The 15,762-nt window shown below is 62.5% G+C and carries 16 protein-coding genes; 7 read left to right on the top strand and 9 right to left on the bottom strand.

All coding sequences use genetic code 11. The features are described from left to right. Window positions 1-64 precede the first annotated feature (64 nt). Entirely contained in the window at window positions 65-640 is a 576-nt protein-coding gene (locus CNX70_RS14700) for a helix-turn-helix domain-containing protein (RefSeq protein ID WP_034751403.1), read from the bottom strand. Between the two features lie 200 nt (window positions 641-840). Between CNX70_RS14700 and kbl the strand changes: the two genes are divergently transcribed. The 3 genes from kbl to CNX70_RS14715 are packed head-to-tail and all read left to right on the top strand — an operon-like array spanning window position 841 to window position 4,499. After that, window positions 841-2,064, top strand: a complete 1,224-nt coding sequence (kbl, locus tag CNX70_RS14705) for a glycine C-acetyltransferase (protein WP_096235289.1) — start codon at window positions 841-843, stop codon at window positions 2,062-2,064. Between the two features lie 20 nt (window positions 2,065-2,084). Next, window positions 2,085-3,050: an NAD-dependent epimerase/dehydratase family protein gene (locus tag CNX70_RS14710; protein WP_096235290.1), complete on the top strand. Its 966-nt coding sequence runs from the start codon at window positions 2,085-2,087 to the stop codon at window positions 3,048-3,050. Window positions 3,051-3,098: 48 nt separating this feature from the next. Further along, a complete protein-coding gene (locus tag CNX70_RS14715) occupies window positions 3,099-4,499 on the top strand; it encodes an L-serine ammonia-lyase (protein ID WP_096235291.1) in 1,401 nt (466 codons plus the stop codon). A 219-nt stretch (window positions 4,500-4,718) separates the two neighbouring features. On the opposite strand, the gene CNX70_RS14720 is transcribed toward CNX70_RS14715, so the two are convergent. Further along, window positions 4,719-5,459 (bottom strand): AAA family ATPase, encoded by a 741-nt coding sequence (locus CNX70_RS14720; protein ID WP_167389666.1) that lies wholly within the window; start codon window positions 5,457-5,459, stop codon window positions 4,719-4,721. Window positions 5,460-5,747: 288 nt separating this feature from the next. Here CNX70_RS14720 and thrC point away from each other — a divergent pair, with 288 nt between their 5' ends. Genes thrC through moaD form a run of 3 tightly spaced genes read left to right on the top strand, consistent with a single transcriptional unit; the run spans window position 5,748 to window position 8,720 of the window. Next, window positions 5,748-7,229: a threonine synthase gene (gene thrC, locus CNX70_RS14725; protein ID WP_096235293.1), complete on the top strand. Its 1,482-nt coding sequence runs from the start codon at window positions 5,748-5,750 to the stop codon at window positions 7,227-7,229. After that, a complete protein-coding gene (locus CNX70_RS14730) occupies window positions 7,229-8,455 on the top strand; it encodes a molybdopterin molybdotransferase MoeA (protein ID WP_096235294.1) in 1,227 nt (408 codons plus the stop codon). Before thrC ends, CNX70_RS14730 begins: the two co-directional genes overlap by 1 nt. 10 nt (window positions 8,456-8,465) lie before the next feature. Then, window positions 8,466-8,720 (top strand): molybdopterin converting factor subunit 1, encoded by a 255-nt coding sequence (moaD, locus tag CNX70_RS14735; protein WP_096235295.1) that lies wholly within the window; start codon window positions 8,466-8,468, stop codon window positions 8,718-8,720. 46 nt (window positions 8,721-8,766) lie between these two features. Here moaD and CNX70_RS14740 read toward each other — a convergent pair whose 3' ends face one another. Further along, window positions 8,767-9,009 (bottom strand): hypothetical protein, encoded by a 243-nt coding sequence (locus CNX70_RS14740; protein ID WP_096235296.1) that lies wholly within the window; start codon window positions 9,007-9,009, stop codon window positions 8,767-8,769. 155 nt (window positions 9,010-9,164) lie between these two features. Between CNX70_RS14740 and CNX70_RS14745 the strand changes: the two genes are divergently transcribed. After that, window positions 9,165-10,406, top strand: a complete 1,242-nt coding sequence (locus CNX70_RS14745; protein ID WP_096235297.1) for a TIGR03862 family flavoprotein — start codon at window positions 9,165-9,167, stop codon at window positions 10,404-10,406. A 31-nt stretch (window positions 10,407-10,437) separates the two neighbouring features. Here the strand turns inward: CNX70_RS14745 and CNX70_RS14750 are convergent, their stop codons facing one another. From CNX70_RS14750 to hpnC, 6 genes are all read right to left on the bottom strand, one after another. Continuing rightward, window positions 10,438-11,244 (bottom strand): head GIN domain-containing protein, encoded by an 807-nt coding sequence (locus tag CNX70_RS14750; protein WP_096235298.1) that lies wholly within the window; start codon window positions 11,242-11,244, stop codon window positions 10,438-10,440. A 10-nt stretch (window positions 11,245-11,254) separates the two neighbouring features. Further along, window positions 11,255-12,046, bottom strand: a complete 792-nt coding sequence (locus tag CNX70_RS14755; RefSeq protein WP_244198798.1) for a DUF1700 domain-containing protein — start codon at window positions 12,044-12,046, stop codon at window positions 11,255-11,257. 24 nt (window positions 12,047-12,070) lie between these two features. Next, window positions 12,071-12,226 carry a hypothetical protein gene (locus tag CNX70_RS28220; protein ID WP_157751026.1) on the bottom strand — a complete coding sequence of 52 codons (156 nt, stop codon included), beginning with the start codon at window positions 12,224-12,226 and terminating at the stop codon, window positions 12,071-12,073. Window positions 12,227-12,356: 130 nt separating this feature from the next. Next, window positions 12,357-13,721 carry a hydroxysqualene dehydroxylase HpnE gene (gene hpnE / locus CNX70_RS14760; protein WP_341865512.1) on the bottom strand — a complete coding sequence of 455 codons (1,365 nt, stop codon included), beginning with the start codon at window positions 13,719-13,721 and terminating at the stop codon, window positions 12,357-12,359. Window positions 13,722-13,728: 7 nt separating this feature from the next. Further along, window positions 13,729-14,562: a presqualene diphosphate synthase HpnD gene (gene hpnD, locus CNX70_RS14765; RefSeq protein ID WP_096235300.1), complete on the bottom strand. Its 834-nt coding sequence runs from the start codon at window positions 14,560-14,562 to the stop codon at window positions 13,729-13,731. Between the two features lie 46 nt (window positions 14,563-14,608). Then, window positions 14,609-15,490 carry a squalene synthase HpnC gene (gene hpnC, locus CNX70_RS14770; protein ID WP_096235301.1) on the bottom strand — a complete coding sequence of 294 codons (882 nt, stop codon included), beginning with the start codon at window positions 15,488-15,490 and terminating at the stop codon, window positions 14,609-14,611. Window positions 15,491-15,762: the final 272 nt, after the last annotated feature.

The following is a 15,762-nucleotide window of genomic DNA, read 5'->3' on the forward strand; positions in this document are numbered from 1 at the left end:
AATCTTGTCTAATCCAAAATCTTAGCATGGGTGAAAGAGCTTATTGCACACCGCTGAAAAGCAACTATCTATGGATTACCACCAATAAGGCCTTGCCCTCGGTCTTGCCCAGGTTGCGTATCGTATGCGGCTGGTCCGCCGGGTAGCGCGCCGTGCCGCCATTCTTGACCTTTTTCTTCGCTGTCCCCACTTCCAGCTCCAGGTTGCCGTGGATCACCGTCAAATGTTCGGTGGTGCCCGGATCGTGGGGCTGCGAGGCCAGTTCGCCGCCCGGCGCCAGCGTCACTTCATACCATTCGTATTTGCCGGCCAGTTCCATCGGTCCCAGGATGCGCAGCACGTAGCCCGCGTGGTCGCCGGGCAGGGTGGGGGTTTCGTGGGCATCCGTGATGCGGATGGTTTCCACGGCCTTTTCCGCGCTGGACAGCAATTCGCCGATCTGCACGCCCAGGGCGTTAGCCAGGCGCCACGTGATGGCGATGGTGGGATTGGCTTTTTCGCGCTCGATTTGCGACAGCATGGACTTCGAGACGCCCGCGATGCGCGACAAATCCTCGAGTGTCAGGCCGCGCGCCAGGCGTAGCCGTTGCAGGGTGGCACCCACTTCAGGGGGAGAATTGGTCGAAACGCTGGTTTTCATCGGCAGGTGGCTTGCAAAGTTCAATAGGCTTGGGTAATATCCACTATATTGAATTTCAGTTCGACATAGTGGATTTTGAGGAGAAACACGGAAACGTGCAGACTTCAAACAGCGCTTCACGGTACAGCATATGGCGCGCGCCGGTCAAGCGGCGGCCCATACAGCCAACAGGCATACAACAGGGACACACAAGGATCATCATGAGCGAGCAAGCGAAGAACACCTTTTTCAGCGGTCTGCAACAGAATCTCGATCAATTGCGCCAGCAGGGCTTGTACAAGTCCGAGCGCGTGATCGCCTCGCGCCAGGGCGCCGAAGTGGTGTGCGACGATGGCCGTACCCTGATCAATATGTGTGCGAACAATTACCTGGGCCTGTCCGGCGACCTGCAGACGCAGGAAGCGTCGATTGCCGCCACGCAAAAATACGGCTACGGCCTGTCGTCCGTGCGCTTCATTTGCGGCACGCAAACCGTACATAAAGAACTGGAGCAGGCGATTTCCGCGTTCCTGGGTACCGAGGACACGATTTTGTATGCGGCCGCATTCGACGCCAACGGCGGCGTGTTCGAGCCCCTGTTCGATGAAAACGACGCCATCATTTCCGACGCGCTGAACCACGCCTCCATCATCGACGGCATCCGTCTGTGCAAGGCTGGCCGTTACCGCTACCTGCATAACGACATGGCCGACCTGGAAGTGCAGCTGCAAGCGGCCGTCGCCGCCGGCAAGCGCCACAAGGTCATCGTCACGGATGGCGTGTTCTCGATGGATGGCACGATTGCGCAACTCGACAAGATCTGCGACCTGGCCGACCAATACGGCGCGCTGGTGATGATCGACGAATGCCACGCTTCCGGCTTCATGGGCGCGACGGGCCGCGGCACGCACGAACATCACAATGTGATGGGCCGCATCGACATCATCACGGGCACGCTGGGCAAGGCCCTGGGCGGCGCCATGGGCGGCTTTACCTCGGCACGCAAGGAAGTCATCGACACGCTGCGCCAGAAATCGCGTCCTTATCTGTTCTCCAACACCCTGGCGCCATCGATTGCCGGCGCTTCGCTGTCGGTTTTGGCCCGCCTGGCCAAGTCGACGGAACTGCGCGACCGCCTGCATGAAAACACGGCCTTCTTCCGCAGCGAAATCGAGCGCATCGGCTTTACCATCAAGCCGGGCACCCATCCGGTGGTGCCCGTGATGCTGTTCGACGCCCCCGTGGCGCAGAAATTTGCCGCCCGCCTGTATGAACTGGGCGTGCTGGTGACGGGCTTCTTCTACCCGGTCGTGCCGATGGGCCAGGCGCGCGTGCGCGTGCAGCTGTCTGCCGCCCACACCCGCGAACAGCTGGTGCAAGTGCTGGCCGCCTTCGAACAGGCCGGCAAGGAACTCGGTCTGCTGACCACGAACACTACCAACTAACAAGAATTCAGGAAAAAAGCATGGAACGCATCTTAGTCATTGGCGCAAACGGCCAAATCGGTAGTGAGTTGGTGGGCGCACTGGCGCAGCAGCACGGCGCGGAAAACGTCATCGCCAGCGACATCGGCACGAATAACCTGTACCACGCCAAACGCTATGCGCAATTGAATGTGCTGGACAAGGACGGCCTGGCGAAGCTCATCGCCGATGAAAACATCACCCAGGTGTACCAGCTGGCGGCCATGCTGTCGGCCACGGGCGAAGCGGCGCCATTGAAGGCGTGGAGCCTGAACATGGATGGTTTGCTGAATATCCTGGAACTGGCGCGCGAGCGGGGTGTAGCGGGCAAACCGCTGCGCATCTTCTGGCCGTCGTCGATTGCCGCTTTCGGCCCGAATACGCCGCAAGTAAACACCCCGCAAATGACGGTGATGGACCCGACCTCGATGTACGGCATCAGCAAGCTGGCCGGCGAGCGCCTGTGCGAGTACTACTTCAACAAATATGGCGTGGACGTGCGCAGCATCCGCTACCCGGGCATCATCAGCTACAAATCGCCTCCGGGCGGCGGCACCACCGATTACGCGATTGCCATCTTCCACGCGGCCTTGCGCGGCGAGCGCTATGACTGCTTCCTCGATGCGACGACCACCTTGCCGATGATTTACATGCCCGACGCCATCCGCGCCACCATCGAACTGATGGATGCTCCTGTGTCGCAGGTCAAGATCCGTTCGTCCTACAATGTGGCCGGCGTGTCGTTCAACCCCGAGCAACTGGCGAAAGCCATCGTGCACATGGTGCCGGACTTCAAGATCAGCTACAAACCGGACAGCCGCCAGGCCATCGCCGACAGCTGGCCGCAAAGCCTGGACGACAGCAAGGCCAGCGCGGACTGGGGCTGGAAGGCGCAGATCGGCGTCGAGCAGATGGTCACCGACATGCTGGCCAATGTCGACGTTGGCCAGGCTGCGCAGGCTGCCTGAAGCACGAACCCGCTTTCATAAAAACATACTAATATAAAGAGACACTACATGGATATGAGCGTATTTGACCTGTTCAAGATCGGCATCGGGCCGTCGAGTTCCCATACCGTGGGGCCGATGGCGGCGGCGCGGCGTTTTCTGGTCGAATACGGTCCGCTGGACCAGGTAGTGGGCGTCGAGGTGGCCCTGTATGGCTCGCTGGCGCTGACGGGCGTGGGCCATGCCACGGACAAGGCCGTCATTCTGGGCTTGATGGGCGAAACGCCGCAGGACGTGGCGCCCGATGCGGTCGACAGCAAGCTGGCCGCCATCGAGGCGGCCGGCGAAATCGCGCTCCTGGGCGCACACGTGGTGCCGTTTACGGCGGCCACGGGCCTGATCTGGCACAAGAGCGAATCCCTGCCCGAGCATCCGAACGGCATGCGCTTCACCCTGAAACTGCTTGATGGCAGCCGGGTCGACAAGGTGTATTACTCGATCGGCGGCGGTTTTATCCGCGAGGCAGGCGAAGCGCAGGCGGAAGCAGCGGTGGAGTCGGCCGCCAGCGCCCGCGTCGTCTTTCCGTTCGACACCATGCAGCAGTTGCTGGCGCATGGCGTGGAAAGCGGCCTGTCGATCCCGGAAATGCTGCGCGCCAACGAATGCGTCAAGCGCAGCGATAGCGAACTCAATGAAGGATTGGACCGCATCTGGCAGGTCATGCGCGACTGCATCGCGCATGGCCTGGAAACGACGGGCAACCTGCCGGGCGGCTTGAACGTGAAGCGCCGCGCCGCCAAATTATGGCGTTTGGCGCAGGAGGCGAAGGCGTCGGACAACCGCGCCAACGACTTGCCGCACGACGCCGTGCACCTGGTCAGCCTGTATGCGATGGCCGTCAACGAAGAAAACGCGGCGGGCGGCCGCGTGGTCACTGCCCCGACCAACGGCGCCGCCGGCATCATCCCGGCCGTGCTGCGCTACTATGCGCAGGATTGCCGCCCCAGCGACCCCGTGGGCGGCGTGCGCCGCTTCATGCTGACGGCAGCGGCGATCGGCATGCTGTGCAAGCGCAATGCCTCGATCTCGGGCGCCGAGGTGGGTTGCCAGGGCGAAGTGGGCGTGGCCTGCGCCATGGCGGCGGCCGGCCTGGTGGCGGCCCTGGGTGGCACGAATGAACAGATCGAGAACGCGGCCGAAATCGGCATCGAGCACCACCTGGGCATGACGTGCGACCCCATCGGCGGGCTGGTGCAGATTCCCTGCATCGAGCGCAATGGCATGGGCGCCGTGAAAGCGATTACGGCCGCCTCGCTGGCGCTGAAGGGCGACGGCACGCACTTCGTCAGCCTCGACGAAGTCATCGAAACCATGCGCCAGACGGGTGCGGACATGCAGGACAAGTACAAGGAAACGTCGCTGGGCGGGTTGGCCGTGCATGTGATTACCGTCAATCACGCCGCTTGTTGAGGGCGACGCGATAAACCTACTGCGCAGCCCACTCTCGCGTCGGCGTTGCTCGCCGTACCTTCGTACGGCTGCGCTACTCAACGCGATATCGGACTTGCTCGCTACGGTTTCTCGCGCCGCCGCACCGTCCCGTGCGATTCCTTAAAATCGTGTCGTCGGCGTAGGTCGGCTTGGCCCGCAGGGCGTAAGCCGACATCACCAAAGCAGCAAGCCACCATCTCACTCCTCCTCAAATAGCTGCTCCAGCCTTCTCGGGTAGTGATTCAAAAAATCGCGCGTCACGGCATAGTGCTCCGTGTCTTCATATGCCACTTCATGGATGCCGCCGCCCGTAAAACTGAGGATTTTCGCGTTCGGGTAGGCCAGCAGGATGGGCGAATGCGTGGCGATGATTAGCTGCGAGTCGTCCTGCACCAGCTGGTGGATCACCGATAATGCCGCCATCTGGCGGCTGGGCGACAGGGCCGCCTCGGGCTCGTCCAGCAGATACAGTCCCTTGCCCCGCAGCTTGTTGATCAGGGTCGCCATGAACGCTTCGCCGTGCGATTGCGCGTGCAGCGACTTGCCGCCGTAGCTGCCCAGGTACTCGGGCATGTCGTCCATGTAGGTGGCGACATTGAAAAAGCTCTCGGCGCGCAGGAAATAGCTGTCGTCGGGTTTCTTGTAGCTCTTGCTCAGGCGCAGATGCGCATGCAAACCCGATTCCTCGTCCGACGGCAGGGCGATACGCACATTGCGCGTGCCGCCATCCTTGCCGAAACCCAGTCCCACCGCCAGCGCTTCGAGCATGGTCGATTTGCCGCTGCCATTTTCGCCCACGAAAAACGTCACATCGCGGTGGAAGTCCATGTGCACGAAGTCGCGGATGGCGGGGATGGTGAACGGATAGTGGTCGAGGTCGACGACGGCGTCGTGGCGCAGCGCGGCGCTTTGCAGATACGGTTTTTTACTCAGCGACATGGCCGGTTCCATGAATGGCCCGGAAGCGGGCCGACAAGCACGAGTGTGGCGCAAATCAGGCGCATGCGCCAGTACGTGGCCTCATCTTTATACGGGGCGTTGATCTCGCCATAAGAAATTTCCAAAATACAATGCTTTTGCCTCTGCCGGGCGCTGCTGTTTGACAACAGGGGCAGGGGCCAGGACGGCTGCGTGCGCATGCGATTCGCCTTGGGCGGCGGCTGGCACTATAATATCCGCTGCCATTCATGATCAACCGCACTCAGCTCAACTGGACTCTTCAAATTTATGCACTACGTGTCTACCCGCGCTGATACAGCGCCATCGAATCTGCAGCAATTCTCCGACATCCTCCTGGGCGGCCTGGCCCCCGATGGCGGACTGTATCTCCCAGAACACTACCCGCAAGTCACTGGTGCCGAGCTCAACGCCTGGCGCACATTGTCGTATGCCGACCTGGCATTCGAAATCCTGAAGAAGTTTGCCACCGATATCCCGGCCGCGGACCTGAAGGCATTGACGGCGAAAACCTATACCAAGGCAGTCTACAAGAATGCCCGCGCCGGCGAAAATGCGGCCGACATCACGCCGCTGCGCGTGCTCGAAGAAAACGTCGTCAAGGGCGGATCGACCACCCTGATGCTGCAGGCGCTGTCGAACGGCCCGACCCTGGCCTTCAAGGACATGGCCATGCAGCTGCTGGGCAACCTGTTCGAATACACCTTGGCCAAGACGGGCGCCGAACTCAATATCTTCGGCGCCACCTCGGGCGACACGGGCAGCGCGGCCGAATACGCGATGCGCGGCAAGAAGGGTATCCGCGTCTTCATGCTGTCGCCGCACAAAAAAATGAGCGCCTTCCAGACGGCGCAGATGTTCAGCCTGCAAGACCCGAACATTATTAACATCGCCGTCGAAGGCGTGTTCGACGATTGCCAGGATATGGTGAAGGCCGTGTCGAACGACTTGCCGTTCAAGGCGAAACAGAAGATCGGCACCGTCAATTCCATCAACTGGGCGCGTGTCGTGGCGCAAGTCGTGTACTACTTCCGCGGCTACCTGGCGGCGACCACCAGCAATGAGCAAAAAGTGTCGTTCACGGTGCCGTCTGGCAACTTTGGCAATATCTGTGCCGGCCATATCGCCCGCATGATGGGCTTGCCGATCTCGAAACTGGTGGCCGCCACGAATGAAAATGACGTGCTCGACGAATTCTTCCGCACGGGCGTCTACCGCGTGCGCAAGTCGGCCGAGACCTACCATACGAGCAGCCCGTCGATGGATATTTCGAAAGCGTCGAACTTCGAGCGCTTCGTGTATGACCTAGTGGGCCGCGACAGCGAGCGCGTGCGCGCACTGTTCACGAAAGTGGAAACGCATGGCGGCTTTGATTTGTCCGGCAAGCCTGGCAGCGATGGCGACGAATTCAAGCTGGTGGCCAAATACGGCTTCAAGTCGGGCAAGTCCACGCACCAGGACCGCCTCGACACCATCCGCGACGTGGCCGATGACTACGGCATCACCATCGACACGCATACGGCCGACGGCATCAAGGTGGCGCGCGAACACCTGGAACCGAACGTGCCGATGATCGTGCTGGAAACGGCGCTGGCGGCCAAGTTCAACGAAACCATCCTGGAAGCGCTGGGCGTGGACGCCGAGCGCCCGGCCGGCTTCGAGAACATCGAAGACTTGCCGCAAAAGTTCGTCGTGATGGATGCCGACGTGGAAAAGATGAAGGCGTACATCGCCGCCAATACGGGCTTGTGATGACAGACGCCAGCACTGTACGCAAACCGATGCTGTCGGTGGCCGAAGCGCAAGCCTTCATGCTGGGCGCGGCGCGCCCGGTGGCCGAAGTCGAGCTGGTCGATACCATGCGCGCCAACGGCCGCGTGCTGGCGACGGCGCAGACGTCGACCCTGAACGTGCCCGAGCGCGACAACACGCAGATGGATGGCTATTGCGTGCGCGCGATTGACTGCGCCAGCGGCGCGGCCAGCTTGCCCGTGTCGCAGCGCATCGCGGCCGGCCACGTGGGCCAGCCATTGCAGCCGGGGACGGCGGCGCGCATCTTTACTGGCGCGCTGCTGCCGGACGGCGCCGATTGCGTGGTGATGCAGGAGCAGTGCACCTTGCTTGACGGCGTGGTGACGGTGAACCATGTGCCGCACGCGGGCGAGTGGGTGCGCCGCCAGGGCGAGGATATCCGCGCCGGCGGCGTCATCCTCGGTGCGGGCCGGCGTTTGCGCAGCCAGGAAATGGGCCTGGCCGCCTCCGTGGGCCTGGCGCAAGTCCCCGTGCTGCGCAAGCTGCGCGTGGCCGTGTTTTTCACGGGCGACGAGCTGGCCATGCCGGGGCAGCCACTGGCGCCGGGCGCCGTCTACAACTCGAACCGGTTTACCCTGCGGGGACTGCTGGAAAATTTGGGTTGCGACATCACGGACCTGGGCATCGTGCCCGACAGCCTGGACGCCACGCGCGCCGTGCTGCGCCAGGCGGCACAGGGCAATGACCTGATCATCACCTCGGGTGGCGTGTCCGTGGGCGAGGAAGACCATATCAAGCCGGCCGTGGAAGCGGAAGGGCGCTTGAACATGTGGCAGATCGCCGTCAAGCCGGGCAAACCGCTGGCGTTCGGCGAAGTGCAGGAGGCCTTCTTTATCGGCTTGCCCGGCAATCCCGTGTCCAGCTTCGTTACCTTCCTGCTGTTCGTGCGCCCGTTCATTTTGCGCCTGCAAGGCGTGGCGGGAAATCTGGCGCCGCGCAGCTACCAGCTGCCGGCCGCGTTTGAACGCCTGAAGGCGGACAAGCGCAACGAGTTCTTGCGCGCCAAGGTCAATGACGACGGCGAGCTGGAACTGTTCGCCAACCAGAGTTCGGGCGTGCTGACGTCCACCGTGTGGGGCGACGGCTTGATCGATTGCCCGCCGGGGCTGTCGATTGCGCGCGGCGACATGCTGCGCTTTATCCCGTTTAACGAATTGCTGTACTAAGGAAGTATCGATGAAGATCAATCTGCGTTTTTTTGCCAGCGTGCGCGAGCTGGTGGGCACGGGCCAGGAAGTACTGGAAGTGGCCGCGCCGCTGACGGTGGGCGAGGTGAGAACCCTGCTGATCGCCCGCGGCGGCAACTGGGAATATGCGCTGGCGCAGGGCCGCGCGCTGCGCATGGCGCATAACCAGGTGATGTGCGATGCCGATACCGTGATTGCGGAAGGCGACGAGGTGGCATTCTTCCCACCCGTGACGGGCGGCTGATCCCGCTTCCCAGTGAGACGGCCACTTCATCGAAGTGGCCGTTTTTTCATGACGATTTGGTTTTTTGTTTGCTGGCCGTGGTATCGCTGCACGTGGCGCAGGCGATGGCTTTCTTGTAGCGCCAGTATTTCGAGCCGATGAAGATGGCCGACGCCACCAGCGACCAGGCCAGCGCGCTGAGGATGTCGGCGTTGCTGGTGGTGCCCTTGCTGTACTCGACCACCGTCAGGATGATGAATAAAATCGAACTGGCCAGCAAATAACGGGAAATCCAGAATCCTGCACCCATGTGTTTCTCCTCTTGTCGTCTGGTTGTCTGGTGAAGTCAAAGTACTGATCGCTGCAGCATGTCCGCGCAGTATGCATCATTTTTCGGCATTCTTGCCATCCCCGGCCCTTATCTCGACTAAAATGCCGGGGTTTTCACCGTCTTTCCAGCTTGCCATGACCCATTCCAGTTCCCCTCCGTTTCACATCGCCGTCATCGGCGGCGGCCCCGCCGGCCTGATGGCCGCCCAGGCGGCCGCCGACCAGGGGGCACAGGTGGAATTGTTCGACGCCATGCCGTCTGTCGGCCGCAAATTCCTGCTGGCCGGGCGCGGCGGCATGAACATCACGCACGCGGAAGGCTACCACGCCTTCGTCTCGCGCTACGCCAGGCAAGCGCACCGGGTGAAACCGGCGCTGGACCAGTTCGGCCCGCAAAAGGTGCGCGACTGGGTGCACGGCCTGGGCGTCGATACCTTCGTCGGTTCCTCGAACCGCGTTTTCCCGACCGATATGAAGGCCGCGCCTTTGCTGCGCGCCTGGCTGCATCGCTTGCGCGAAGCGGGCGTGCAATTTCACATGCGCCACCGCTGGACGGGCTGGCACGACGGCCAGCTGGCCTTCGCCACGCCGGATGGCGAACGCCGTTTCACCTTTGACGCCGTGATCCTGGCGCTCGGTGGCGGCAGCTGGGCGCGCCTGGGTTCCGACGGCGCCTGGGTGCCGCTGCTGCAAGGGCAGGGCGTGGCCGTGGCGCCTTTGGCGCCGGCCAATTGCGGCTTCGATGTGGACTGGAGCGAGCATTTCAGCAGCCGTTACGCGGGCGAGCACCTGGCCACGCTGGCCATCACGGCGCATGACCTCGATGGCTTGACGGTCAAGCGCCAGGGGCAGTGCGTCATCACGGCGGGCGGCATCGAAGGCGGCCTGATTTATGCGCTGTCGGCCGCGCTGCGCGAGCAGATCGCGCGTGACGGCAGTACCACCATCTGGCTGGACCTGGCGCCCGACCACAGTCATGCGCGCGTGTTCGAGGAAGTCACCCGCCCGCGTGGCGCCCGTTCCATGTCCAGCCATTTGCAAAGCCGGCTGGGCATCAAGGGCGTGAAATCGGGCTTGCTGCGCGAATGCCTGGGCGCGGCGGACTTTGCCGACGAAGCCAGACTGGCTGCCGCCATCAAGCTGCTGCCCATCACCTTGCAGCGTCCGCGCCCCATCGATGAAGCCATCAGCAGCGCCGGCGGCGTGACCTTCGACGGTGTCAAAGGCAGCATGCTGCGCGCCATGCCGGGCGTGTTTGTCGCCGGTGAAATGCTGGACTGGGAAGCGCCCACGGGTGGCTACCTGCTGACGGCCTGCCTAGCGCAAGGCAAGGCGGCCGGCGAGCAGGCGGTCAGTTGGCTGGAAGGGAAGTCTTGAAATTACAACAGCATTTGATCGTAGCGCATCATTAATGCCAGATAATATCGCCTGAACCGCTTTTCTGCGCATCGCGCTGGCGCGGGTTGCCGTGGACGTGGATGTCGCCGCTGCCGCGCAAGGTGAGGTTGGTGGCGTCGCGCACGAAGACGGTGCTCGTGCCCGAGCCTTGCAGGCTGACGCTGGCCTTGTCGGCCGCCAGGTGCTCGGCATCGATATCGCCTGAGCCGCTCAGGTCGGCACGCAGGAATTTCGTGTTGCCGCTGGCGGCGATGCGCCCGGAACCCACCATTTCCAGCACCACGCTGTCGCTGTTGCCGGCATTGATGTCGAGGTCGCCGCTGCCGTTGACGGTGGCTTGTACTTGCTTGTAGCGTCCCGTGAAGCTGACGTCGCCCGAACCCGTCAATTCCAGGATGAAACTATCGCCGGAAAATCCAGTGATCTTGCTGTCGCCATTGCCGTGCACTTCCACGCGCACCAGCGATGGCAGCACCAGTTCCACCTGCAGCGGCTGGCGATGGTGGAACAGCATGCCTTTCGGGCCGATATGCAGGGTCGTGCCGTCAGCGCTGGTCGCGACGTTCGACAGCAAGCGTTGCTCGCCGCTCACCTTCATCGATGGCGTACTGCCGCGGCGCAACACCAGATCGATGGGACCGGCCAGGTCGATGCTGTTGATGTTGGCGGAAATCGGGCGCGTTTCGCTGCGCACGGCGCGGCCGGCAGCGCTGCTGGGGTTGCTGATTCCTTTGGCGCGCAGCGCCGCATACGACATGGCGATCAGGACCATTGCCAGCAAGAGCATGGACAGGCCAACTTTGAGCAAACGTTTCATGGCAGCCTTTCTAGTGACCTTTGAGCAGGGAGACATTCATGGCGATGTAGCGCTTGATGCCGATCAAGGTATAGCGCGTGACCACCAGACTGAGCAGGAAGATGGCGATACCGCCGAGCAGCATGCCCACGCCGAAGACGGTTTGCGTGGTGCGCGCATCGCGGTCCATGTCGGTGGAGATGCGGATGCCGCCGCCGGCCAGCGCTTCGGCCCGCTCCATCATGCGCGACGAAACGCCCGGCCCCTGGGGTTCGGCCGGGTCACTCTGCAAGGGACCGGGCACGTGGTCGATTTCGATGCCCGTGTCGCCGATGGTGATGCGTGTTTCGCGCCGCTCGCCGCCTTCGCCGCCGTCATCGTCATGGATGAAGACGTGGCGCAAGGGGCCGTCGAGCACCAGTTCGTTGGCGCCGGACAAGCCGCTTGCCGTGATGGCGATGCCGGCCAGGTAAAAGCTCAGGCCGACGGCATACAGGCTGGCCAGCAGGGCCGCGTAGACGGCGGCAGGCACGACCATGAACAGGTTGAAGATGGCCAGGCCCACCAGCGAGACGAGCAGGCGCAACAGGTTGACGGGGGTTTTCTTTTGCTCGAAAGCCTGGCGGTGGGTGCTGTTGCGCAAGGTGAGGGCGATTTTTTTCGGCTCGCCCAGATCGTCGGCGATCTCGTGCTCGCTGCGACCGGCCGCCGCGCCTTCGATGAAGGTCTGTTCGTAATAATCGAGAGTCTTGGCCACCAGGTCCGGTGGCAAGCCTGCCAGCGCGCGCCGCAGCGCGTCCAGATAATCTTGCTTGTTCATCATATTCTTCCTGTTCCTGCGCGCCGCTTAGCCCAGCGCCGGCAGCAGCATGCTTGCCTGGCTCAGCAGTAATGGCGCTTGTGGCGCTTGCTGTACCTGAATGACGATCAGGGTGGCCAGCGCCACACAAGCGAGCAGCGCCAGGGCTTTCAAGCTGTTTTTCAAGTGCAAGGTGGTGTGCATGGTATTCCCCGTGGCATGGCCGTTGTCGATGATCAGACTGTACCCAAGCGCGGCCTAGCGCACCAGCGCGGTGCGACAGAATGCAATTTCGCGGGGGCGAGCGACACCAGGGGAGGATGCACCGTCAAGTCTACTTTGCCACCTTGCCCGTGGTGACGGCCTTTGCCGCTGCCACGCCGCTGCGCACGGCCGCCTCGATGGTGGCCGGATAGTCTTGCGTCCGGTCAGCATTGGCCGTGTAGTCGCCGGCCAGCAGCAAGCCCGGCACGCCGCTGGCGTTGCCGGGACGCAATAAATCCGGCGTACAGGCAAAGGTGGCGCGCTTTTCCGTGATCAGCTGGGTCCAGACGGGCTGCGCCAGCTCCGGACGCTGTAGCACCTGCGCCAGCTGCGCCGCGATGGCTTGCGCCAGCGGCCCGTGGCCTTGCTCGGCGGCAGGGCCGGAAGCGCTGATGACGACGGCCAGCAAGCCCGCCTGGCTGGCGTCGAGCTGGCCCCGGTCGAAGACGAACTGGCCCCAGTGTTGCCGCTCCGGTGCATCGACGAGCGCGTACAACGGCAAGTCCAGGCGCACGCTGGCGTCGTATTGCAGGTAGCAGGTGCTGATGGCTTCCGGCGTGAACGCCTGCATGCGATTGATGACGTCGTCGAGTCGTGCGTCGTGCAAGCCTTGCAGCAGGCTGGCCGCTTGCACGGACGAGGTGGCGACGATCACGCCGTCATAGTGCTCGCCGTCATCGACGCCGTCATCAAGCTGCCAGCGGCCATCGGGCAAGGCGTGCAAGGCGGTAACCTTGGCGCCCGTGCGTACTGCGCCGCCATGCTGTTCCACATAGCGGGCAGCCGCCTCGGGCAACAGGGCACTCAGGTTCGCTTTCGGGATCAGCATGTCGGAGGCGCGCCGGCGGCTCGCCCCCAGGCTGTCGCGCAGCACGTTGAGGAAGACGCGCGCCGAGGCCCGCTCGGGCGGGGTATTCAGCGCTGCCAGACACAGCGGATGCCACATCAGCCGGTTCAAGCGGTCCGTCTGGTCGAAGCGCTGCAGCAATTCGGTCACCGTGCAATCGTTGTACAACTGCCATCCCATCGTCCGCATGGCGGTGGAAAAGCGCATCAGGGCCAGCTTGTCGGCGCGCTGCAAACCCTGGGCGCGCAGCAGGGCCCAGGCCAGGTGCAGCGGTGCGGGCAGGTGCGGCGCTAGAAAATCCATGCCATCGGAGTTCGCCGGATAGCGCATCTGCAAGGGCAGGGTGAGGATCAGCTCTGCCGGGTCTTGGCCCGCGAGCTTGATCAGGCGCAAGGTTTCCGTGTAGGCGCCCAGCAAGATGTGCTGGCCGTTGTCGAGCACGGTCTTTTCCCGTTCGACGCGGCGCGCGCGGCCGCCCAGGGTGCGCGCCGCCTCGAACACGCTCACCGAGTAGCCGGCGCGCGCCAGCTCCATGGCCGCCGCGCAACCAGCCCAGCCGGCGCCGATGACGGCGTAGCGTTGCTTCACGCTACTCTCAGCCACGAACCCAGGTCTTCCAGGCCAGCCACAGTTTGCGGATCGGCGTGAGCGAGATGCGCTGTTTCAGCACGTGGTAGCCGTCGCGCTCGACTTCATTGAGCACCGTGCGATAGATGGCGGCCATGATCAGGCCAGGGCGCTGGGCGCGGCGGTCTTCCGCCGGCAAGAGCGCGAAGGCTTCGTCGTACGCCTTTTGCGCGCGCGCCACCTGGAAACGCATGAGGTTTTCGAAATTTTCGCTGTGGCGCGCGTTCAGCAGGTCGGCCGCCGTCACATTGAATTGCTGCAATTCGCTGATCGGCAGGTAAATGCGCCCCTTGCGCGCATCTTCGCCCACGTCGCGGATGATGTTGGTCAGCTGGAAGGCATGGCCCAGCTTTTCCGCGTACAGCAGCGTTTCCGGGCGGGTCGCGCCGAAGATGCTGGCCGACAAGATGCCCACCACGCTGGCCACGTGCCAGCAATAGCGGCTCATGGCCTGGTAATCGAGGTAGCGGGTCTGGTTCAAGTCCATTTCCATGCCGTCGATGATGGCTTGCAAATGCTTTTCTTCCAGTTGATATACGGCCAGATGCGGCTGCAGCGCGCGCATCACGGGATGCGTGGGATTGCCCTCATACATGGCCTTGACTTCCTTGCGCCACCAGACCAGCTTGGTGCGTGCCACGGCTTCGTCCGTGCAGTCATCGACCGTGTCATCGACTTCGCGGCAGAAGGCGTACAGGGCCGTGATGGCTTTGCGGCGTTCGGCCGGCAGGAACAGGAAGCTGTAGTAGAAGCTGGAGCCGCTCTGGGCGGCCTTTTGTTGGCAGTATTCGTCGGGAGACATAGGCAAAAGAGCAAGGGTTGCAGATCGAAGCCGCTATTCTATCGTCTTACAGAGTGGGCGACGGGGGAAAAGCCGTTTTTACTTGTGTCTCTTGATGCAGGCTTTTGCGCGACATGCGCAGGGCGCGCCAGAAAATGATCAGCCAGTCGCGCTTTTCCAGTTTCGGGCGGCGCCGGAACACGTCGTAATTGACGGCTTCGATGGCTTCGAGGATGCGCAAGCCCCCTTGCACCACCAGGCGCAGTTCCCAGCCGATGCGCCCGCGCAAGCGCAGGGCCAGCGGCGCGCCGGACAGCATCAGCGCGCGCGTGCGGGCCACTTCGAAGCGCATCAGGGCGCTCCACTTGCCGTGCGCCTCGGGCCGCTCGAAGGCGGCGGCGGAGACGGCAAAGCGGCTCAGGTCGTCCATCGGCAGGTAGATGCGCTCTTTTTGCTGGTCGATGGCGACGTCTTGCAGGAAATTAATTAGTTGCAAAGCTGAACATATGGCATCGGAATCGCGTACATTCTGTTCATCGGCCGCGCCGTACAGGTGCAGCATCAGCAGCCCCACGGGGTTGGCGGAACGGGCGCAGTAATCGAGCACCTCGTCGTAGCTGGCGTAGCGCGTCGTTTGCACATCCTGCTTGAAGGCGGACAATAAATCGTGGAATGGCTTCAGCGGCAGCTGGTGCTTGGCGATGACGGCGGCCAGGCGTTCGAACATGGCGGCGTTCTCGCCAGCATGGCCTTCTTCGCGGGCGATGCGGCCCAGCGCCTCTTCGTAGGCGTGCAGTGCGGCCAGGCGTTCTGCCGGCGTGGCGTCGCCCTCATCGGCCAGGTCATCGGCGCTGCGGGCGAAGGCATAGATGGCTTCGACGGCAGGCACCAGGCGGCGCGGCAGTAAAAATGATGCAACAGGAAAATTTTCGTAATGGTCTACAGGCATGAACACGCTTCTCTAGTCTTGCGTTTGTCCGGCACCCCTCAAACGCTGGAATGTGGCCGGACGTTGTACGTCTCAAGATTAATGACGCAAAAGTCACTAAAAACTTTTACGCCCGATTATAATTAATAACCAGAAAGTCATTAGGGAAATTCGCTCCCCGCCATGACCAAGCTGATATTGTCACAAATTTAAGGATGTTGCGTGCGAAAAAATTTGGCTTATCTCAATCGGCAAGCAAAAAGTTTCTCCGCATAAAAATATTACAGCCCGCA

This window comes from Janthinobacterium svalbardense (assembly GCF_002327145.1).
GTDB lineage: Bacteria > Pseudomonadota > Gammaproteobacteria > Burkholderiales > Burkholderiaceae_D > Janthinobacterium > Janthinobacterium tructae.